Here is a 19,750-nt window from a genome sequence, read left to right on the forward strand (position 1 = left end):
TTTCTGGCAGGCCTCCGAGGAGGTTGAGGAAATCAAAGCAGACCCAGAGGCCGAACCTGTCAAGAAGGCGCCCGATCAAGCCAAGCGCAATCTTAAGCGGATCAAAATCGATACCTTTGTTGGCATGGGCTTCTCCAACTTGGTAGCGTTCTTCATCATGCTGACAACGGCAGTTGCACTACATTCGCATGGGGTGACATCGATAGACACTTCCGCCCAGGCTGCCAATGCCCTGCGGCCGATCGCCGGAAAGTTTGCCTTCGCCTTATTCGCGATAGGAATCATTGGCACGGGGTTGCTAGCCCTGCCGGTGTTGGCTGGCTCTGCTGCCTATGCCATGGCCGGCGCGTTCAAATGGCGCAACAGTCTGGAACTGAAACCGTCGCTTGCAAAGGCGTTTTATAGCGTAATCATTCTCGCCACATTGGGTGGTGTTGCGCTCGGTTTTACGTCGCTTGACCCGATCAAAGCGCTATTCTGGAGCGCTGTCATCAATGGCGTCATTTCCGCGCCGATTATGATGGTGGCGATGCTCCTGGCCACTAACTCAACAATCATGGGACAGTTTGTCATCGGGAGAACGCTTAAACTATTCGGGTGGCTCGCAACCGGATTGATGGTCATCCCGGTATTGGTAATGCTTTATACGTTGATTTGGTGACAGCGAAATTCGATCGCCTTCAGGCCATTGCCATTCATGCGCTGCGGCCAACCGGTGCAGGACCGACTGTGGACTGCGGACACCTGAAGGCGCTGGTCGCACGTCTGTATCAGGCGTTGGTGCATGAGGATGCTGATCTGGCCGTCGCAGTCACGCGGGAAGATGAAGCCGGTGAGATCCACACACTCGCCCTCATAATCGGCATGATGCATAACGATTTGCCGGTAGCCGACCCGACGTTTGAATCGACCTGCGGCGACCCCGCAATCACGGTGACCGTGACGCGAATCGACCGAGTGGTTCTGCGCCGAAGCCGGCGGCACTGAACCAGCAACCGCCGTATTTCGGCTATCTCGGTGTTATCTCAGTGAACGAACAAGGCAATCAGGATGATGATTGGGATGGGAACGCCAAGCAACAGCAGCAGAAGTGAGCGCATGGTGATCTCCTGAATCAAGCTAGAAAGGATAGGTTAAATTGTGCGGCGACCGGAAAAGTCGCTGCGGTCACGCTGGCTGCCGCCAAACGTTGCGCACAGACTGGCAACGAAAGCACCGCACAGCAAGGCCACGAACATCCATAGCGCCGAATACGCCGCTGCCTTGCGCGCCTTGTCGGCCGCCTCCTTGGCCGCCGTCTCGGCGTCGTTGATAGCCTTGCTGAACTTGGCGTAGGTATCGTTGACGCGTTTTTCGGCATCGGCCTGGCTCAGGCCAGTGCGCTTTGCCACGACTTGGGACAGATATTGGCTGTCTTCGGGACTCAAGCCGCCCGACCGCAGGTCGTTGGCGAAGATTTTCGCGGCTTCCTGGCGGGACGCTGCAGCCATCGCATCGGATCCGCCTTGCGGAGAGCGAAACAATGTGTCGACGAAATAGCCGGTTGGTCCGCTGTCCTGCTCACCCCGGTTGGTCGTCGCGGTCGTTGCAGCGGTCGTTGCAGCGGTGGTAGCAGCCGACGTGGCAGCGGTCGTGGCGGTGTGGGCTGCGGCGGCCCCTGCCGGGATCCCGCCGCTGAGGACGGAGCCGACAGCCGATGTAAAAAACGCCGCGGTTGCCAGAGAAGCGACCGCCCAGGCAAAGAAACCATGTGCCGTATCGCGAAAATAGACTTCATCACCGTGCACATTCGCCCATTTGACGCGCAAGCGTCCAGCCAGGTAGCCGCCCAGGCCTGATGCGGCGATCTGGGTAAATGCGATCCAGAGGATGGTCGACATACCTATGGTCGTTGCACTGGCGCCGTTATTCGCCCAAGGCGACACGGCGGAAAGACCCAGGCCGAATCCAAGAATGACTAATATTAAAGAAAGCGCGGCAGCGGCGGCGGCGCCGGCGAAAATTGCCCCCCAAGAGACACCCGATGCGTTGGCATCGGTATAGTCTGTGAATGCGCCGGCGGCGGTTTGCCCTTCTGGCATTGCGGACAGTGCTTGCATGGACGTCTCTCCTTGTTGTTCTTCGTGGTATGAAACAGGTATTTCTTTCTTTTCCTGATCGGCGAAAATTAACTGCCCGTCCCTGAGCGCCACGGCTCATCGTGAGGTCCGGAAAACATGACGCAGAGAAGAAAGTCTACACACTCAACAGCTGACTTATTTGATATACAACAGAACGAAGGTATCGACGTTCGCAGGGCAAGTGTTTTCGCTGCGAAAATTTCGCATGCGCGGCAATGGAAATCGCGTTGATCAAGAATCTTGGTCCCATTGAATTTCAGCAATACAATTTGTTTTCATTCTTATTCAAGACTGGCACGCGTATTGAGAAACGTTTCAATGCGCTTCGTCGTGAGCTTGTTACTGCCGACCATTCAGCGCCCGGTCTTCACGGTTGAGCAGACCTCCGACATTGCGGTTTCTGCGCAGCAATTATTGGCAGCTGGAGCGCGACAAATCCGTACAATCCGACAATGTATCTCGGTCTTGTCCTACAGACAGGCGACATGCGACCATGATTTACTAGAGATTATCATTTTCGATTCGGGGCGAGCCGGCAATGGCCACTGCGAGCAAACGTGTGCTATGGAAAGGGGCGATTTCGTTCGGGCTGGTGCACATTCCGATCGCGCTGCATTCGGCCACGGCCGAGCAGGGGCTCAATTTCGACTGGCTCGACAAGCGCAGCATGGATCCGGTCGGCTATAAGCGCATCAATAAGAAAACCGGCAAGGAAGTCGACAAGGACAACATTGTCAAGGGTATTGAGTATGAGGATGGCCAATACGTCATCCTGTCACAGGAAGAAATCGCAGCCGCCTATCCGAAGTCCACGCAAACCATCGAGATCGAGAGCTTCGTTGACGCTGGCGACATTCCGTTCATGTACCTGGAGCGCCCCTACTACGTGTCACCGATCAACAAGGGCGCGAAGGTGTATGCGTTACTGCGTGAGGTGTTGCTGAAGACGGGGAAGGTCGGCATCGCCAAGGTCGTGATCCAGACCAAGCAACATCTGGCTGTGCTGATGCCTTGCGGTCCGGCGCTGGTGCTCGATCTGCTGCGCTGGGGTGACGAGGTGCGCAACTGGGACGAGCTCGATCTGCCGGCCGAAGGCGCCAAAGCGGCCGGCCTGACCGATAAGGAAATGAAGATGGGCGAGCAGCTGGTGCTGGACATGAGCAGCAAGTGGAATCCAGCCGACTTTACCGACTCGTTCAAGGAGCAAATCCTGAAGCTGGTGGAAGAAAAAGTCAAAGCTGGCCAGACCGAGTCAGTCACCCCAATCGAACACGTGGAATCGGCCGAGCCCGGTGCGCGGATTTACGATCTGAGCGAGATGCTGCAGCGCAGCCTGAGCAACCTCGGCCAGGCCGCCAAACCGGCAACGGCGCGCAAGAGCGCCGCCACAAAATCCAAACCGGCCACGACCACGCCAAAGAAAACAGCCACGACCACGCCAAAGAAAACAGCCACCAAGCACAAGTCCGGCTAGCGGATAGCCCGTCATGGCGCACCCCGATCCGCTCAAGGCCTACAAGGCCAAACGCAACTTCCGCAACACCTCCGAGCCGCAAGACGGCGGCGCCGCCAATCAATCCGGCCAAACATTCGTGATCCAGAAGCACTGGGCCTCACACCTGCATTACGACTTCCGGCTCGAATTAAATGGCAGCATGAAGAGCTGGGCCGTGCCGAAGGGACCGAGTTACGATCCGAAGGACAAGCGGATGGCGGTCCAGGTCGAGGATCATCCGATCGCCTACAACGAATTCGAAGGCGTGATTCCGGCCAAGCAGTATGGCGCCGGCAAGGTCATCATTTGGGATAAAGGCACGTGGCAGCCGCTGGTTGACCCGGAGCAGGGTTATCGTGACGGCAACCTTAAATTTGCATTGCAGGGGCACAAATTACGCGGTAATTGGGCCCTGATCCGGATCAAGGGAAAGGGCGAAAAACAAAATGAAAAGCAGCCGCCATGGCTGCTGATCAAGGAGAAGGATAGCTTCGCGCGGCCAGCCATCGAGTACAGCGTCGTCGATGAACTGCCCGACAGCGTGGCGCAGCTCGGGCCGCCGCCCGGCATCCCAAAAACGAAGGACGGCGCCATGAAGGAGTCGAAGCAGGTGCAGTCGAAAGCGGCGCAGGCAAAATCCACTGTAAAGCCCGACGCGGTACCTGCCGGCGCCGCCAAGGCTGCCCTACCAAAGCTCATTGCGCCACAGCTGGCGACTCTGGTCGATGTTCCGCCGTCCGACTCGCAAGCATGGCTGTACGAGATCAAGTATGACGGCTACCGGTTGCTGGCGCGCATACAGGGTCAAAAGATAGCGCTGCTGACGCGTAACGGCAATGACTGGACCCACAAACTGCCGGTCTTGGTTGAGGCGCTGCACGATGCAAAGCTGCCGTCCGGTTGGTACGACGGCGAGATCGTGATGTCAGGCGAGAATGGCCTCCCCGACTTTCAGGCGCTGCAAGGCGCATTTGACAGCAACAGGACACAGCAGATCGTCTACGTTTTATTCGACTTGCCGTTTTACGCAGGATTCGACCTGCGGCCCGTGCCGTTTATCGAGCGCAGAGTCCTCTTGCAGTCCCTGCTGGACAAGACCTTACCGGCGGCGATACGTTTCAGCGAGGTGTTCGAAGCAGGCGCTGGCTATATCGTGGCGGCGGCCTGTCGTCTTGGTCTGGAAGGCGTGATCGGGAAAAAGAAGGATGCGCCCTATGTCGGGCGCCGCTCAGCCGATTGGATCAAATTGAAATGCAGCCATCGGCAGGAGTTCGTGATCGGCGGTTACACCGATCCCAAGGGCAGCCGTACCGGCCTCGGGTCCTTGCTGCTGGGTGTCCATGACCAGGACGGCAAATTGCGTTACGCAGGCAAGGTCGGAACCGGTTTCAACGACAAATCCTTGCTCGGATTGAAGGCGGAGTTAAGTGCGATCGGCAGCGACCGTAATCCATTTGCCGCTGACGGCGACATGGATGACGAAGCGCATTGGGTCACGCCCAAGCTGTTGGCAGAAGTGTCGTTCGCCGAATGGACCAAAAGCGGGCGGATTCGACACGCCGTGTTTCACGCATTGCGCAGGGACAAACCGGCGCGCGCCATCATGCGCGAAAAGGCAGTGCATCCGGCGGTGCATCCGCAGCACGATCCTCCAACCAGGTTGCCGTCCACCTTGAAAATCACCAGTCCGGAACGCGAGATCGATCCGAGCAGCGGCATCACCAAGATCGAATTGCTGCGCTTTTATGCGCTGGTGGCGCCGTTGATGATGCCCCACCTGAAGGGCCGACCAGTCGCGTGGTTGCGCGCACCGGACGGCATTACAAAACAGCTGTTTTTTCAGAAGCATCTGGAAGTTGGGCAGATGGCGGGTGTGGCACAGCTTTCAGCCAGTCTTGACCCCGATCATCCGCGGTTACTGGAGATCGTTCGGCCCGAAGGCCTGCTGTCCGCGGCGCAGATGAATGTCATCGAATTTCACACCTGGAACGCGATCAAGACCGCGATCAACAAGCCGGACCGCATGACCTTTGACCTCGATCCCGGCGAAGGCGTCGAATGGGCCACCATGCAGGAATCGGCGCTACTGGTCAAAACCATGCTCGACCAACTCGGACTGAAGTCGTTTGTGAAGACCAGCGGAGGCAAAGGATTGCATGTGGTGGTGCCGCTGGCGAAGCGCTACGGCTGGGATACGGTAAAGGATTTTTCGCGCGCAATCGTTGCGCATCTGGCCGGCGCATTGCCGATGCGTTTCGTCGCCAAAAGCGGGCCACGCAACAGAGCAGGCAAGATATTTATCGATTATCTGCGCAACGGCTTTGGTGCCACCACGGTCTGCGCATGGTCCGCGCGAGCCCGGCCGGGACTTGGCGTGTCGGTGCCGGTCGGCTGGGACGAGGTGAACCGGATCAGCAGCGGCGCGCACTGGACTGTAGCTAACGTCCACACGCGTCTCGATCAAGGCAATGCCCCTTGGGACGCCTATCCGGAGTCTGCTCAGGGTCTGGCGTCGGCGATGAAGATGTTGGATTTCAAGCCAGACATGCCGGCGTGAAATGGGACCAGTGGCTGCGCTGGAAATGTCGTAGGCGCTTGCAGACACCTTGGATCTGTGGACTTTGAAGTTAGCCTCCAGATTCCTGGTGTCGCTTCGCCGCTGTCACCGGGGTTACATCGCTACAGGGTCTTTAGTTGTGCACTGGCGACATCGGCCGTTCTGTGCTGACACGACGCCGTTTATTACCGCTTATTACGCCAAGGTATGTGTGTCTCCGAACCGACTTTCTTTGATTTCAATGTCATTCTAGAGCTTCATTTTCAGCTTCATTTTGATCATTAAGGGGTTTAATATAACCAATGAAGATAGCGATACCTACGGCATCCATAAAGAAAATTCATACACAGGTCGTGGCCCTGAATTAATGGGCGTCAATACCCTGATTGGGGGCCATGTTCATAATGTGCAGAACGAGCGCTTGGGCGACATCAAGGAAATCATTCTCGATAGCGCTGAGATCAGCTCAACTCAACCTAAAGGAAATTCAAAATGTATATCGGCCTCGGAACTATCGTATTAATTATTATTCTGATCCTCATCTTTAGATAAGAAATAAGAAAGTGTCGCCTTGATGGCGGATCTTTGCGGCGCGTCACAGGCCAGGGGCAGTCAATGCCGTCAGATCAGCTGGAACCATCCCAGCAGGGCGCCGAATGCCAGCAGCCACAGCAAATGCACTTTGGTGCGCCAAATGACCAGGCCGCTAAAGATGGCGATCGCCCACAACGGCCAATCGGTGGCCGCATGGATGTTGGCACTGGCCAATATCCAGCCGGTCGAGATCAGCAGTGCAATCACAATCGGCGCCATCCCCTGTTTGAACGCGCGCACGACACGCAATTCGCTGTTGCGATGCCCCCATTGCGCTGCCAGATAGGTCAGTGTGGTGCTGGGCACCATAATGCCCACCATCGTCACCAGCACACCCAGGAACGCCGCCGCAACGCTGCCGGCATTGATCCCGACATTCCAACCCATCAATGCTACAAACAAGACATTCGGACCGGGTGCAGCCTGGGCGATCGCGATCGAATCGTTAAACTGCGATTGTGTCAGCCAGTGGTGCTGTTCGACCAGATAGCGATGCATGTCCGACGTGGTTGAGATCGCGCCGCCAATCGACATCAGGGACAGCATCAGGTAGTGCCCGAACAGACTGAGCCAGTCGCTCCAGCCAAGCACAAGGTGAATTGGCGGACTCATGCGCGCAACCCTCGGTACGTCAGAAAGCAAGCCGGGCCGCCCAAACCGATCAGCACATAGATCAGCGGCCAGTGCAAAAAAGCCACCGACACGACGCCGGCCACGCAAAACCCGATGCACCACAGCATTGGCATCGGATGCGATTTCAGCGCGCTCGTCAGTTTCAAGCCGGTAGCCGCGATCAGTCCGGCTGACACGGCGGCCATCCCGCGCAAAGCGCCGGCCACGCCCGGATGGTCAGCATAATGCGCATGCAGCAGGGCCAGCAGCAACACCAGCACCAGCGGAATTGCCAGCATGCCCGCCAGTGCGCTCAGCGCACCCGGCAAGCCAAAATAGCGGCCGCCGATCATCAATGACAGATTGACTACATTCGGTCCCGGCATGATTTGCGCCACCGACCAATCCTCGATGAACTCCGCCTGTGTCATCCAGCGTTTTCGCTCGACCAACTCCCGCTGGACGACGGCCAGCACACCGCCAAAGCCCTGCAATGCGAGCAGCGTAAACGAGACGAACAGGTCAGTTAAGGAAGTAGGGCGCTGCCGCGCGGGCGCTGGGGGAGGATTCATTCCAGGATTGTCCATGCTTTATATCAGAGGCTGTATCAGTTCTAGTGGGTTTCATGCATTGTCTCTGCCGAACGCGCATCGGCAATGATATGCGGCACGACCCCGTCCTCGGTCATCGGCCATCAAGCTAGGCTATCATGGCACCTGACAGAAACTCAACCAGTTGCAGAAAGACCGCCGTGTTTGACCAGCCGATAGTGATGCTCGATTTTGAAACCACCGGACTGAGCCCCGACGCCGGCTGCCGCATCACCGAGGTGGCGGCGCTGCGGATTGCCGACGGCCGGATCGTTGACCGCTACGTGTCACTGATTAATTGCCGGGTCAGGATTCCATCCGACATCACGTCCATTACCGGCATCACGCAAGCGATGGTCGATACCGCGCCGCCGGTTGCGCATGTGCTGCCGGAACTGCTGGACTTCATCGGCAGCGACGCGCTGTCGGCGCACAACGCCAGTTTCGACGCCAAATTCCTGCAGGCTGAAAGCGCGCGGCTGGGCTTGACGCCGGCCTACCAGCGGCTGATCTGTTCATTGAAATTATCGCGCCGGGTGTTTCCCGGCCTTGCCAGCTACAGCCTTGGCAAGCTGGCCGGGACGCTCGGCATCCGCTTCAAGAGCGCCGCGCACAGGGCCGAGGCCGATGCCGAAGTGTCAGCCAAACTATTACTGCACATTGGACAGCATCTGGGCAGCACCTACGGCTGGGCGTCGATTCCGCCGCAGCTGCTGGAATCGGTGAACCAGCTGAGCGCCGCCAAAGTGCCGCATTTCTTGCTGAAGCAATCCGGCCGGCACTGACTTATTCGCCAATTCAATTGTTCGCCAATTAATTTCATTCGCACCGCAACTGCTCGCGCACCTGGGCCGCGATCTCGTACGAGCGCAGCCGCGCCGCGTGATCGAAGATCTGCGCAGTCACGATCAGCTCATCGGCACCGGTCTGCGCGATAAACGCCCGCAAACCATCCTTGATCGTCGGCGCGGCGCCGACCATTGAGCAGGCCAGTGAGCGTTCGATATGCTGTTGTTCGCTCGGCGACCATAGACCGTCCATGCTGTCGACCGGCGGCTTGAGTTGGCCCGGTGTGCCACGCACCAGGCTGAGAAACTGCTGTTGCACCGAGGTAAACAAGCGATGTGCCGTAGCATCATCGTCGGCAGCAAACACGCCCACGCCGAGCATCACGTAGGGTTGTTCCAGCGCGGCAGAAGGCTGGAAACGGCTGCGATAAATCTCGATCGCCGACATCAGATAACCGGGTGCGAAATGCGATGCAAACACAAACGGCAGTCCCATTTCCGCCGCCAATTGGGCGCTGAACATGCTGGAGCCGAGTAGCCATAGCGGCACATTCAAACCCGCGCCCGGCACTGCCTGCACCGCCTGTTCCGCTTGCGCCGGGCGGAAGTAGGACTGCAATTCCAGTACGTCCTGCGGAAAGGTATCCGCGCTGTCGATCTGATTGCGGCGCAATGCGCGCGCGGTACGCTGATCGGTGCCCGGCGCGCGGCCCAGCCCCAGATCGATGCGCCCGGGATACAGCGATTCAAGCGTGCCGAACTGCTCGGCAATCACCAGCGGCGAATGGTTCGGCAGCATGATGCCGCCGGCGCCGACACGGATCGTCGAGGTACCGGCTGCCACATGCGACATCACCAGCGAGGTCGCCGCGCTGGCGATGCCGCGCATATTGTGATGCTCGGCCAGCCAGTAGCGACGATAGCCCCAGCGCTCGGCGTGTTGCGCCAGATCGCGGGTGTTATGGAACGACTCGGCTGCGCTGCCGCCTTGCACGATAGGTGACAGGTCCAGTACGGAAAATTCAATCATGGGAAATTCCTGATAGCTGATGCTTTCATGCGCCATTACAGCAGAGACTAGTTACTCGTCGTCGCCGCACGATCACTGCCATCCGACGCAACATCATAAAATTTGGACACGGCAGAGTGCCACTGAGCCCCTCTCCCGCCTGCGGAAGAGGGGCTCGACCTTGGTGCTTCTGACTGCGCCGCTCAAGCCGCCTTTTTATCCGACAAAAACGGATAGTCGGTATAGCCTTCGGCGCCGCCGCCGTACAGCGTGCCGGCATCCAACTCATTCAACGGCGCCGCCAGGCGCAGCCGATCGACCAGGTCCGGATTGGAGATGAACGGGCGTCCGAACGCGACCAGATCGGCCAGCCCGTCCTGCCGCACCTTGACTGCCAAGTCGCGATCATAGCCATTGTTGGCAATGTAGATGCCCTTGAACAGGCGGCGCAACACCTGCAGGTCGAAGCCGTTTTCGACCTGGCGCGGACCGCCGGTCGCCCCTTCCACCACGTGCAGATACAGCAGCCCGAACTGGTTCAGCTGCTCGACGACGTAGCTGAACAACGTGGCCGGATCGCTATCGGCAATGTCGTTGGCCGGGCTGATCGGCGACAGGCGCACGCCGACCCGCTCGGCACCCCAGACTGCGCTGACCGCTGCGGTGACTTCCATCAGCAGCCGGGCCCGGTTTTCCAGCGATCCGCCGTAGGCGTCGGTGCGGTGGTTGGTCTGGTCGCGCAGGAACTGGTCAATCAGGTAGCCGTTGGCGGCATGGATTTCGACGCCGTCGAAACCGGCATCGAGCGCATATTGCGCGGCGACGCGATATTGTTCGATGATGCCGGGAATTTCGGCAGTCTCTAACGCGCGCGGCGTGACGAAGGGTAAAAAGCCGGCTTCGGTAAATGCCTTGCCTGCTGGCTGGATCGCCGACGGTGCCACCGGCAACGCGCCATCCGGCTGCAATTCGGGATGCGAGATGCGGCCGACATGCCACAACTGCAAGAAGATGCGGCCGCCTTCCTGATGTACCGCAGCGGTCACGTCCTTCCAGCCTGCCACCTGGTCCTGGTGATAGATGCCGGGCGTGAATGCATAACCTTTGCCCTGCGGCGAAATCTGCGTGGCTTCGGCAATGATCAAGCCGGCGCTGGCGCGCTGCGCGTAATATTCCGGCGCCAGCAGGCTGGGCACGTCGGCTACTTGCGCGCGGCTGCGCGTGAGCGGCGCCATCACGATGCGATTGCGCAAGGTGTACGGGCCGAACTGGACTGCTTCAAACAGGTCGGCGCGATGGGGAGTTGCGGTAGCTTGATTCGACATGACGTTCCTTATTGAGTTAATAGGGTGATGGATCAATGGGGATGAACCGTGTTGCATGAAACAGAATTGCGGTACTGATTTGTCGGGATTGCCTTGCTGGTTGCCTGGGATCGGCGAACTGGTCGCCGCTGATTTGTTACAGCCCGGCGATAAAGGCGGCGATTTCACTCAGTGCGCTGTGTTCGCGCGCGCACCGACAGCGCGCCGGTCCGTCCTGCAGCGGCACCGGCGCCAGCCGTTTCACCAGCGTCTTGACACCGGCTGCGATCAGCCGCGCGCCGTACTGCTCGCCTTCGTCGCGCAGCGGATCCTCCTGCGCCGACAGAATCAGCGCCGCCGGCAAATCTTTCAAGCGGCTCGATTGCAGCGGCGACGCATACGGATGCGTGCGATCGGCCACCCGTGGCAGATAGCCGCGATAACCGGCGGCGCAGGCATCGGCCACACCTGCTACCCCCGGACTGGCATTGAGCGCGCGCATCGAACCGCTGGTCAAGCCCGGATCGAGCATCGGCATGATCAGGATTTGCGCCGCCAGTGGCGGACCACCGCGGTCGCGCGCCACCAGCGCCGACACCGCGGCCAGGTTGCCGCCGGCTTCAATGCCGGCCGTAATCAGTCGCGCACCGCTCCAGCGCAATGTCGCATGGTGTTGCGCTGCCCAGCACAGCACTGCATGGGCATCTTCCACCGCCGCCGGAAACGGCTGCTGGCAGGCCAGCGTGTAACTGGCCGACAGTACCGGCAACCCGGTCCCGATCGCCAGCGCCCGAGCGAATTCATCCGACTCGTCCAGGCTGCCGCCAACAAAGCCGCCCTGGTGAAAAAATACGATCAGACTGTCAGCCACCGTCGCTGCCGACGGCGAGGTTGACGTTGAATACAGCCGCGCCGCCAGCGTGGCTTGGGCGGCTCCTGGCACTTGCATGTCGCGTACCACCAACGGCGCGACCGATGGATCGGTAGCGGCCATCAGGTCAGTTCCGGGCGTGGCGATGGATTTGCTCATTTGCCGGCACCGCCCGCTGCCGGCAACCCCAGCGCTGCATCATTCAAGCCGTCTTCCGACGCGCTGTCGTTGCTGAAAAGTTGCTGGAATCCGGTGTATTCCGCCTGCACCTGCCGACTGCCATTCAGATGGTCCGGCACCACGGTCAGGGCCGCGACGATGAGCAGCGCCATGGCGATGGAAAACAGCGCGGTAGCAGAGTTACTGGTGGTCATGATGGTTGCCCCTCGAGGACATTATGCTGCGAAGCACAAAATATAGTCCTGTTCTATACTTGGATAAATAAGCATAATTTGAATTTACTGTTCAGAATTCTGAACAATGTTTGAGCAATGAACGAGGCAAGATGGATAAGTTGCAAGCCATGGAGGTCTTTGTGCAGGTGGTCGACTCCGGCGGCTTTACCCGCGCAGCGGAACATATGCACATGCCCAAGGCGACCGTCTCGACCCTGATCCAGGCACTCGAAACGGCACTCTCCGTCAAGTTGCTCAACCGCACCACACGCCGGGTCAGCGTCACCGCCGACGGCGCCGCCTATTACGAACGCTGCCTGCGGATACTGGCCGACGTGCAGGATACCGAGGAGTCGCTGTCGAGCTCGCACGCCAGCCCCAGCGGTCGGCTGCGGGTGGATGTGCCGACCGGCCTTGGGTTGCAGGTCATCATTCCGGCGCTGCCGCAATTTTTTGTGCGTTATCCGGATCTCGTGCTGGAAATGGGTTGTGGTGACCGGCCGGTCGATTTGATCGAAGAGGGCATCGATTGCGTGGTACGGGCCGGCGAACTGGCCGATTCGTCCCTGATCGCACGCCGGGTCGGCGCGCTGTCTTTTGCCACCTGTGCGGCGCCTTCGTATATCGAACGCTACGGCCGCCCGCTGCATCCGAATGATCTGCTGCGGCATCAGTGCGTCAATTATTTTTCTGCCAAAACCGGCAATATCCTCGAATGGGACTTTGCCAAGCAGGGTGAACGGATCCAGATTGCCTTGCCCGGAACCATCGCAGTCAACAATTCGGATGCCTATATGGCGGCCGGGTTATCCGGGCTCGGCGTGATGCAAGCGGCCACATTTGCGCTGCAGCAGCACCTGGACGCCGGTCGGCTGGAATTGTTGCTGACAGAATGGTGCACCGATCCGCTGCCGTTACATGTGGTGTACCCGCAAAATCGGCATCTGTCGGCCAAGGTCCGGGCCTTTGTCGAGTGGATTGCCGAATTGTTTACCGATTCTCCGGCACTGCAAATCGCTCAGCCGAAGCCGGCCGGCAGATAATCGGGATCCGGCGTGGTCAACGCAAGTTGGCGCGCTGCCAGATAGTCGCGCTCGCTGGCGCTACAGTGACTCGTCAACGAACGACAATCCTGCCGTCCCGCACCTGTTACCCGTTACCCGTTACCCGCTACCGATGCGCTGTGCTGACAGGGCATAGAATCGATATCTCAACCGCGCGACCCAGCAACCCAGCGAGCCATAGACCAATTTCATCCGGAGCCAGCCCATGCGCCGCTATAAACGCCTGCTGATCGTCTTTCTGTTCCTAGCGGTTTTGCTGGCCGTGTTCGAATTTTCCGGCATCCGCGGCAACGTCAACCTGGCGTTTCTGCATCAAAAAATTGTCGACAATAAAGTCAGTGGCTTGCTGATTTTTACGCTGCTGTTTTGTCTGGGAAATCTGATACAGATACCCGGGTGGATCTTTCTCGCGGCGGCCGTGCTGGCGCTGGGCCGAACCTGGGGCGGCATGGCGAGCTATGTCGCGGCGGTTGTTTCATGCACGGTCACGTTTTTCACGATCAGGCTGATCGGCGGTGACGCCTTGCGCGAACTGAAGAACCCGTATGCAGTCAGGATATTGCGCAAGCTCGACACCGATCCGATCAAAAGCATAGTGCTGCTGCGGACGCTGTTTCAAACCGTGCCCGCACTGAATTACGCGCTGGCGTTGTCTGGCGTCAGGTTTCATCAATATCTGGTGGGGACGATGCTGGGACTGATCTTGCCGATCATTCTGTACTGCTGGTTTTTTGATTATCTGGCGATGGCGGTGCATCTGCATTAATTGACTGTCGATTGGCGCTGTGTCCGCCAACCTGGACAACACGTCCGCGCTTGGGGCGGACGGCTGCTGTGCGATCGTGGTCGGTGTGGCTCAGACCACCGTCAGGGTCACGTCGATATTGCCGCGGGTGGCGTTGGAGTAGGGGCAGACCTCATGCGCCGCGTGCACCAGCGATTCGGCGGCCGCGCGCTCCATGCCGGGAATGCTGACCGCCAACGTCACGTCGATGCTGAAACCCTTGGCGCCGCCAACCCGCGGGCCGAAGTCGACCGAGGAGTTGATCGTGGTCTCGGCCGGCAGTGTGATTTTTTGCGTGCCGGCGACAAATTTCATTGCGCCGATGAAGCAGGCGGCGTAGCCGGCCGCGAACAATTGCTCGGGATTGGTCCCATTGCCGTTACCGCCCATTTCTTTCGGCGGATTCAGTTTGACTTCGAGCTTGCCGTCGTCGGATCTGGCAGTACCGTCACGACCACCGGTGGCGATGGCGTGCGCTGTATAGATGACTTTATCAAGTGCCATGGTGACTTCTTTCTCAGTATTGGGGGATGAAATGGACGCCACCACGGGTGGCGTCGGCGCGAACATCAGACCCGACCAAGCGTCGGGCTGAGGCGCTAGTGTAGTGGGAATCCGGCAGTTCCGCTGGTGCGGCGATATCCTGCCCGAAATGACGGCGCCGAACAGCAAAAAGCCCAAACATCGGTTTGGGCTAAGCGTCTGATTCACATGATGAATTTGAAAGACCGTGATTAACTAATCGCGTATTGCTCTTTTGAAATTCTAAAATGTGAACAAGCGGATACCGGTGGAGTCCAATCAATGAGAAATCTCTCAACCTGCACAGGAGTTGGCAATGAACAAAGATCAAATCAAAGGTGCCGTCAAAGATGCTGCCGGTAAAGTGCAGCAAAAAATTGGCATGGCCGTCGGAAGCAAACAGCAGCAAATCAAGGGCTTAGTGAAGCGGGTCGAAGGGCAATCGCAGAAGACGATTGGTGATATCAAGGAAGCCTTCAAGAAGCGATAAAGTATGACAGCGCTCATAGAAAAATAAACGGCGGGGAATCCCCGCCGTTTTTGGTTTTATTAGCCGTCGTATTGAACATATAAAACAGAAAAGCCAGCGCCGTTTCAACGCTGGCTTTCTGCGTGTGCGGCTGCTCAGGTGATTGTGCACATGTCGATGGCGATGCCACTGAGCACCGCATTGCCCGACAATGGATCGCGCCGCGTGTCGTCCAACAACACGTTCAGGTTAGCGCCCGGTCGTGCTATGGCTACCGCCAACCTGGTGCCGGACAGGTCATGGCCCCAGCCGTGCGGCAAGCTCACTACGCCGGGCATCATTTCTTCGCTCACTTCGACCTGCGCTTCAATCGATCGGCCACCGCTCACAATGCGCGCCTTGCCGCCATGTTGCAAGCCAAGGCGCTGCGCATCTGCGGGGTTGACCAGCGCAGTGCAGCGGTATGGACCCTTGGCCAGAATCGGCAGGTTGTGCATCCAGCTATTGCCGGAGCGGATCTGACGGCGGCCGATGATCACCAGATCAGGCGCCGCCTGCGCCAGTGCCGCGGCCGGACGTTTGAGGTCGTCGATCAGCATCTTTGGTGCCAGCTCGATCTTGCCCGATGGCGTGCGCAGCACTTCGGGAATACGCGGCTGCATCGGTCCCAGATCGATCCCACCCGGCGCGGCTTTTATCTTGGCCAGATGATGCCGTCGGGCTTTTGTCCGAACCTGTCACCGTAGGGGCCGGTGCGCAGCGCGAAATCGATTTGCCGTTCCGGGCCGCTCAGATGGGACAGCGCGGCCAGCACTGCATCGGCTTGTGAACCGGCTTGTGAATCGGCTTGCGCACCGGTGCTACGGCGCACGTCGCCGGCAAACAATTCATCATCGAATTTGTCCACATCGACCTGTGCGCCTTTGCCTTGGGCGATCGCCGCCAGCCGCAACAGGATTTGCCATTCAGGCGGCGTGTCTGCCTCACGCGCCAGCACCGGTTCGCTATAACGCGCATGGTTGCGGTGGGAGAATTGCTGAAAGACGATGTCGTAGTGCAAATCCTCCAGTGGCGACGAACCGGGCAAAATCACATCGGCATGGCGCGTGGTTTCATTGAGATAGATATCAACGCTGACCATGAAATCGAGTTGATCGAGCGCGGCGGCGAGCCGCTCGCCATTGGGCGACGACAGCACCGGGTTACTGGCGATCGAAATCAGCGCTTTCACTTGCCCGGCGCCGGGCGTCTCGATTTCTTCGGCCAGGCAGATCATCGGCAGCTCGCCCATGATCTCCGGTGCGCCGGACACGCGGCTCTTGCGCCGGCCGGTGGTCACGCCTTTACCGCTGCCGGGTTGGCCCAAAGTGTTAACAGCAAACGCGGCCGCCTTGGGAAACATGGCACCGCCTTCCTGATCGAGGTGACCGGTCAGCACGTTCAGTACATCTACCAGCCAGCTGCACAGCGTGCCATACTCCTGCGTGCAAGTGCCGATACGGCCATACACGGCAGCGCGTTCGGCGCCGGCCAACTGCCGCGCAAGTTGCCGGATGGTTTGCGCATCGAACCCGCAGCGCGCTGCAACCCGTTCCGGCGAAAAATCCTTGACGCCTGCTTCGACCGCCCCCAGCCCAACCACATGTTCGGCCAGGCGGCCCAGCCGCACCAGCTTCTCATCAAACAGCGTATGCACCAGACCGAGCAGCAAGAACACGTCCGCCCCGGGCCGGATGAAATGATGCTCATCGGCCACCGCCGCCGTTTCGCTGCGGCGCGGATCGACCACCACGATGCGGCCGCCGCGCGCCCGCAACGCCTTGGCTTTGCCGCGAAAATCCGGCACCGTCCACAAGCTGCCATTCGACACCATCGGGTTGGCGCCGAGGATCAGCAAGAAATCCGCACGCTCAATATCGGGCACCGGCACCGACAGCCAGTTGCCGAACATCAGGCCGACCGCGAGCTGTTTGGGCATTTGATCCAGCGTGGAGGCAGAGAATATATTGTGTGTGCCCAAGGCTTTAGCCAAGCGCGGGAAATACATCAACAGGCCGATCTTGTGCGCCGCAGGATTACCAATGACGGTGGCGACCGCATCGCCGCCGTGTGCGCTGAGGAGTGGCGGCAGGCGCCGCTCGATCTCGGCAAAGGCCTCGGCCCAGCTCGCCTCGACAAACTTCCCATTGCGCTTGATAAGTGGCTTGCGCAGCCGGTCCGGGTCATTGTGCAGATCTTTCAGCGACGCACCTTTCGGGCAGATGTAGCCGTGGCTGAACACATCGGCCTCATGGCCACGGATGCTGATCACCTCGTTGTTGCTGATCTTGAGTTCCAGTCCGCAGCAGGCCTCGCATAGCGGGCAGATGCGGTGCACGGTGGTTTCGGCGGCTTGGGTTGACATGACGAGGGTTCCTTTGGCTGATCTCTGGGGCACGGGCATGGGGGTTTTATGTTAGCCGATTATTGCGGGGGAGATCATTACCTGTGATTTTGGACAGCACCGATCAGGGCTTGCATCGGCAAGTCAAGATCGTGCGCCACACGCCATCACTCGGACAGACAGTAAGAGCATTGTTTGACCCGCATATCGCCCGGGCAACGATGAAAAGTGTGGACTGACCTGGTTTGAGCGGCGACGGGTTGGTGTGCACCTGGTCGACTACGCACGGTCCTGGCACCGCATGATCGGATGGGGCGAGTGCTAAAATCGGCGGCATGTGCGCTAACTACACGCCGTCGAAACTTCGTGATCTGGAAGCCCATTTCGGCGTCCATGTGAGCGAATGGAATTTCCCGCCAGAGGCATTCCCCGGATATATGGCGCCGCTCATTCGCCAGGCGCGTCACGATCCGGGCCACATCGAGTGTGCGCCGGCCTGCTTCGGCATGGTGCCGTATTGGGGCGATATAAAGCTGGCGCGGCAAACCTACAATGCGCGTACAGAGACGGTGGCCAGCAAACCGTCGTTCCGCCACGCCTGGAACCACAAGCAGTTTTGTATTATCCCAGCCAGCAATATCTTCGAACCATGTTATGAAACCGGCAAACCGGTGCGCTGGCGTATCTCTCATGCGAAAGAGCGTCCGATCGGCATCGGTGGGATCTGGGAATGGAAGGCGGACGGTCCGGACGGTTTGCCGCTGCTGTCGTTCTCAATGTTGACAATTAACGCCGACCGGCATCCGCTGATGCAGCGCTTTCATAAGCCTGGTGAAGAGAAGCGCATAGTCGTGATCCTGGAGCCGCAGCAGTATCACGATTGGCTGGAAGGATCGCTCGAAGACGACGCCGAGGTGTTCGCACCTTACCCAGCCGATCAACTGGTGGCGGTGGCGGACCCGCTGCCGCCGCGCTCCAAGATTAAGACAAGTGCGAATGCGGCCTGATTCAAAGCAATAGTTGTTAGCCGCGTGAAGCCAGGAATCGCAATTCAGCTGATAAATTTGGCATTATCGAAGCGTATTCGTTAGCCAGGCGATTCAAGCATTGCATGTCGTTTGCCCTGTCTCCCGGCGACACGCTTAAGTCGCGAATCAAGGCCGGCTCAGCCGATTGTTGCGGTTTGAATGCGATTAACGCTGCCAGGAATGCACGGCCAGCCTGACTCAGATTTTTTGCATACGCACTGGCAGCGCCGGGTTGTGATGCATGAACGATAGCGAATGAAGACATGATGAACTCCTTGTATGGATACTGCTTTGCTGCGTTGCAGTATAGGACAGGAGAGTCATAAGATAAATTTTAATATCTCATAAGTTATATTCGATTTGTGAATATGTCGGTGAGCACAACATGTCCTCTAACCGCGTAACCGGCGCCTAGGCGTTAAGCTAGCAACTGTTTTGACGCCCCGAAATCCGGGGCGTTTTCAATCAAGGCCTGGGACATCAGCCGACTCGGGAGGCATGGCTTTCATTAAAATCCGCCCGCAGGGGAGCCGTATCATAAATGATGGTCAGCTTTGCGAACTTGTCGCGTGCCGGTGTAAGTTCAAAGACGTCCACGCACTCGAACTCAACAACCTTGCCGCTTCTGAGTGTCCACATATAGTGGAAATGGAGCGCTACGGAAGAAGCACTGTTCGCATTCTCGAATACATTGAGGAGCTTTGTCGCCGAGCGACTTGTATCGGCGAACAGGTCGCGATAGAAGGGTCCGACAGCCATTGCGCCATATAGCGGCGACATGACCACTCCGTTTGGGTCAAACAGTGATAAAACCTTGTCAAGGTTGCCCTCATTGAGCGCAGCAAGATAGTGATTGCACAGTTGTTCGGTATTCATGAAAGCCTTCGGAAGAAATTCAGGGCAATCGCACGAAGAACCTGCTGCCGGGTCGAGTTCCCTCCCCCTTGCAGGGGGAGGGTTAGGGTGGGGGTAGTGCGGTCGATGAATGATGCACGTTGCCGATCGACCGTCCTACCCCAATCCCAACCTTCCCCCTGCAAGGGGAAGGGGCGAGAAGCTCTAGCCTGCAACGATCTTCATGCAATCGCCCTGGGAAGAAATTACATCCAATCAGTAGTGTCCCAACGTTTTCACGTCAGGAGTTTGTAAGTTAATGATTTTCCTG

The 19,750-nt window shown here is 58.5% G+C and carries 21 protein-coding genes; 9 read left to right on the forward strand and 12 right to left on the reverse strand.

Translation table 11 applies throughout. The features are described from left to right. On the forward strand, positions 1-661 hold a 661-nt coding region (locus tag ACFOFO_RS16360), incomplete at its 5' end, for an NRAMP family divalent metal transporter (protein WP_390332044.1). Beyond that, entirely contained in the window at positions 658-987 is a 330-nt protein-coding gene (locus tag ACFOFO_RS16365; RefSeq protein WP_390322968.1) for a hypothetical protein, read from the forward strand. The genes ACFOFO_RS16360 and ACFOFO_RS16365, both read left to right, overlap by 4 nt. A 146-nt stretch (positions 988-1,133) precedes the next feature. Here the strand turns inward: ACFOFO_RS16365 and ACFOFO_RS16370 are convergent, their stop codons facing one another. After that, a complete protein-coding gene (locus ACFOFO_RS16370) occupies positions 1,134-2,081 on the reverse strand; it encodes a hypothetical protein (protein WP_390327964.1) in 948 nt (315 codons plus the stop codon). 577 nt (positions 2,082-2,658) lie between these two features. On the opposite strand from ACFOFO_RS16370, the gene ku reads away from it, so the two are divergent. Both ku and ligD read left to right on the forward strand, forming a co-directional pair. Continuing rightward, positions 2,659-3,594: a non-homologous end joining protein Ku gene (ku, locus tag ACFOFO_RS16375; RefSeq protein WP_390332046.1), complete on the forward strand. Its 936-nt coding sequence runs from the start codon at positions 2,659-2,661 to the stop codon at positions 3,592-3,594. A gap of 13 nt (positions 3,595-3,607) precedes the next feature. Further along, positions 3,608-6,172, forward strand: coding sequence for a DNA ligase D (gene ligD, locus ACFOFO_RS16380; protein WP_390332047.1), 2,565 nt, complete (start codon positions 3,608-3,610; stop codon positions 6,170-6,172). 621 nt (positions 6,173-6,793) lie between these two features. On the opposite strand, the gene ACFOFO_RS16385 is transcribed toward ligD, so the two are convergent. After that, positions 6,794-7,378 carry a chromate transporter gene (locus ACFOFO_RS16385; RefSeq protein WP_390322974.1) on the reverse strand — a complete coding sequence of 195 codons (585 nt, stop codon included), beginning with the start codon at positions 7,376-7,378 and terminating at the stop codon, positions 6,794-6,796. Next, on the reverse strand, positions 7,375-7,950 hold the full coding sequence (locus ACFOFO_RS16390) for a chromate transporter (RefSeq protein WP_390322975.1): 576 nt from the start codon (positions 7,948-7,950) through the stop codon (positions 7,375-7,377). Before ACFOFO_RS16390 ends, ACFOFO_RS16385 begins: the two co-directional genes overlap by 4 nt. A 200-nt stretch (positions 7,951-8,150) precedes the next feature. Between ACFOFO_RS16390 and ACFOFO_RS16395 the strand changes: the two genes are divergently transcribed. Next, positions 8,151-8,753: a 3'-5' exonuclease gene (locus tag ACFOFO_RS16395; protein WP_390322976.1), complete on the forward strand. Its 603-nt coding sequence runs from the start codon at positions 8,151-8,153 to the stop codon at positions 8,751-8,753. 34 nt (positions 8,754-8,787) lie between these two features. Here ACFOFO_RS16395 and ACFOFO_RS16400 read toward each other — a convergent pair whose 3' ends face one another. The 4 genes from ACFOFO_RS16400 to ACFOFO_RS16415 form a co-directional block, all read right to left on the reverse strand. Next, a complete protein-coding gene (locus ACFOFO_RS16400) occupies positions 8,788-9,786 on the reverse strand; it encodes an LLM class flavin-dependent oxidoreductase (RefSeq protein ID WP_390322977.1) in 999 nt (332 codons plus the stop codon). A gap of 182 nt (positions 9,787-9,968) precedes the next feature. After that, complete coding sequence (locus ACFOFO_RS16405) at positions 9,969-11,090, reverse strand: alkene reductase (protein ID WP_390322979.1); 1,122 nt, start codon at positions 11,088-11,090, stop codon at positions 9,969-9,971. 136 nt (positions 11,091-11,226) lie between these two features. After that, positions 11,227-12,099, reverse strand: coding sequence for an alpha/beta hydrolase (locus ACFOFO_RS16410; protein ID WP_390322980.1), 873 nt, complete (start codon positions 12,097-12,099; stop codon positions 11,227-11,229). Next, a complete protein-coding gene (locus tag ACFOFO_RS16415) occupies positions 12,096-12,314 on the reverse strand; it encodes a hypothetical protein (protein ID WP_390322982.1) in 219 nt (72 codons plus the stop codon). Before ACFOFO_RS16415 ends, ACFOFO_RS16410 begins: the two co-directional genes overlap by 4 nt. A 131-nt stretch (positions 12,315-12,445) precedes the next feature. On the opposite strand from ACFOFO_RS16415, the gene ACFOFO_RS16420 reads away from it, so the two are divergent. Both ACFOFO_RS16420 and ACFOFO_RS16425 read left to right on the forward strand, forming a co-directional pair. Further along, positions 12,446-13,378, forward strand: coding sequence for a LysR family transcriptional regulator (locus tag ACFOFO_RS16420; protein WP_390322984.1), 933 nt, complete (start codon positions 12,446-12,448; stop codon positions 13,376-13,378). 226 nt (positions 13,379-13,604) lie between these two features. Beyond that, on the forward strand, positions 13,605-14,165 hold the full coding sequence (locus ACFOFO_RS16425) for a TVP38/TMEM64 family protein (protein ID WP_390332049.1): 561 nt from the start codon (positions 13,605-13,607) through the stop codon (positions 14,163-14,165). A 90-nt stretch (positions 14,166-14,255) separates the two neighbouring features. Here ACFOFO_RS16425 and ACFOFO_RS16430 read toward each other — a convergent pair whose 3' ends face one another. Beyond that, complete coding sequence (locus ACFOFO_RS16430; protein ID WP_390322988.1) at positions 14,256-14,687, reverse strand: organic hydroperoxide resistance protein; 432 nt, start codon at positions 14,685-14,687, stop codon at positions 14,256-14,258. A gap of 334 nt (positions 14,688-15,021) precedes the next feature. On the opposite strand from ACFOFO_RS16430, the gene ACFOFO_RS16435 reads away from it, so the two are divergent. Further along, on the forward strand, positions 15,022-15,195 hold the full coding sequence (locus ACFOFO_RS16435; RefSeq protein WP_390322990.1) for a CsbD family protein: 174 nt from the start codon (positions 15,022-15,024) through the stop codon (positions 15,193-15,195). Positions 15,196-15,329: 134 nt separating this feature from the next. On the opposite strand, the gene ACFOFO_RS16440 is transcribed toward ACFOFO_RS16435, so the two are convergent. Then, positions 15,330-15,836, reverse strand: coding sequence for a molybdopterin dinucleotide binding domain-containing protein (locus ACFOFO_RS16440; protein WP_390322992.1), 507 nt, complete (start codon positions 15,834-15,836; stop codon positions 15,330-15,332). A gap of 32 nt (positions 15,837-15,868) precedes the next feature. Continuing rightward, positions 15,869-17,578 (reverse strand): molybdopterin-dependent oxidoreductase, encoded by a 1,710-nt coding sequence (locus ACFOFO_RS16445; RefSeq protein ID WP_390322993.1) that lies wholly within the window; start codon positions 17,576-17,578, stop codon positions 15,869-15,871. Between the two features lie 314 nt (positions 17,579-17,892). On the opposite strand from ACFOFO_RS16445, the gene ACFOFO_RS16450 reads away from it, so the two are divergent. Beyond that, positions 17,893-18,564: an SOS response-associated peptidase gene (locus ACFOFO_RS16450; protein ID WP_390322995.1), complete on the forward strand. Its 672-nt coding sequence runs from the start codon at positions 17,893-17,895 to the stop codon at positions 18,562-18,564. A gap of 16 nt (positions 18,565-18,580) precedes the next feature. Here the strand turns inward: ACFOFO_RS16450 and ACFOFO_RS16455 are convergent, their stop codons facing one another. Further along, on the reverse strand, positions 18,581-18,850 hold the full coding sequence (locus ACFOFO_RS16455) for a hypothetical protein (protein ID WP_390332052.1): 270 nt from the start codon (positions 18,848-18,850) through the stop codon (positions 18,581-18,583). Between the two features lie 215 nt (positions 18,851-19,065). Then, positions 19,066-19,461, reverse strand: a complete 396-nt coding sequence (locus tag ACFOFO_RS16460; protein ID WP_390322997.1) for a nuclear transport factor 2 family protein — start codon at positions 19,459-19,461, stop codon at positions 19,066-19,068. Positions 19,462-19,750: the final 289 nt, after the last annotated feature.

This window comes from Pseudundibacterium arcticum, assembly GCF_042646465.1.
Taxonomy (GTDB): Bacteria; Pseudomonadota; Gammaproteobacteria; order Burkholderiales; family Burkholderiaceae_D; genus Undibacterium_A; species Undibacterium_A arcticum.

Coding starts and splice junctions, on each gene's coding strand:
- ACFOFO_RS16370 (WP_390327964.1), bottom strand. CDS start 2,081: ATGCCAGAAGGGCAAACCGCCGCCGGCGCATTCACAGACTATACCGAT.
- ku (WP_390332046.1), top strand. CDS start 2,659: ATGGCCACTGCGAGCAAACGTGTGCTATGGAAAGGGGCGATTTCGTTC.
- ligD (WP_390332047.1), top strand. CDS start 3,608: ATGGCGCACCCCGATCCGCTCAAGGCCTACAAGGCCAAACGCAACTTC.
- ACFOFO_RS16385 (WP_390322974.1), bottom strand. CDS start 7,378: ATGAGTCCGCCAATTCACCTTGTGCTTGGCTGGAGCGACTGGCTCAGT.
- ACFOFO_RS16390 (WP_390322975.1), bottom strand. CDS start 7,950: ATGAATCCTCCCCCAGCGCCCGCGCGGCAGCGCCCTACTTCCTTAACT.
- ACFOFO_RS16395 (WP_390322976.1), top strand. CDS start 8,151: ATGCTCGATTTTGAAACCACCGGACTGAGCCCCGACGCCGGCTGCCGC.
- ACFOFO_RS16400 (WP_390322977.1), bottom strand. CDS start 9,786: ATGATTGAATTTTCCGTACTGGACCTGTCACCTATCGTGCAAGGCGGC.
- ACFOFO_RS16405 (WP_390322979.1), bottom strand. CDS start 11,090: ATGTCGAATCAAGCTACCGCAACTCCCCATCGCGCCGACCTGTTTGAA.
- ACFOFO_RS16410 (WP_390322980.1), bottom strand. CDS start 12,099: ATGAGCAAATCCATCGCCACGCCCGGAACTGACCTGATGGCCGCTACC.
- ACFOFO_RS16415 (WP_390322982.1), bottom strand. CDS start 12,314: ATGACCACCAGTAACTCTGCTACCGCGCTGTTTTCCATCGCCATGGCG.
- ACFOFO_RS16420 (WP_390322984.1), top strand. CDS start 12,446: ATGGATAAGTTGCAAGCCATGGAGGTCTTTGTGCAGGTGGTCGACTCC.
- ACFOFO_RS16425 (WP_390332049.1), top strand. CDS start 13,605: ATGCGCCGCTATAAACGCCTGCTGATCGTCTTTCTGTTCCTAGCGGTT.
- ACFOFO_RS16430 (WP_390322988.1), bottom strand. CDS start 14,687: ATGGCACTTGATAAAGTCATCTATACAGCGCACGCCATCGCCACCGGT.
- ACFOFO_RS16435 (WP_390322990.1), top strand. CDS start 15,022: ATGAACAAAGATCAAATCAAAGGTGCCGTCAAAGATGCTGCCGGTAAA.
- ACFOFO_RS16440 (WP_390322992.1), bottom strand. CDS start 15,836: ATGCAGCCGCGTATTCCCGAAGTGCTGCGCACGCCATCGGGCAAGATC.
- ACFOFO_RS16445 (WP_390322993.1), bottom strand. CDS start 17,578: ATGTCAACCCAAGCCGCCGAAACCACCGTGCACCGCATCTGCCCGCTA.
- ACFOFO_RS16450 (WP_390322995.1), top strand. CDS start 17,893: ATGTGCGCTAACTACACGCCGTCGAAACTTCGTGATCTGGAAGCCCAT.
- ACFOFO_RS16455 (WP_390332052.1), bottom strand. CDS start 18,850: ATGTCTTCATTCGCTATCGTTCATGCATCACAACCCGGCGCTGCCAGT.
- ACFOFO_RS16460 (WP_390322997.1), bottom strand. CDS start 19,461: ATGAATACCGAACAACTGTGCAATCACTATCTTGCTGCGCTCAATGAG.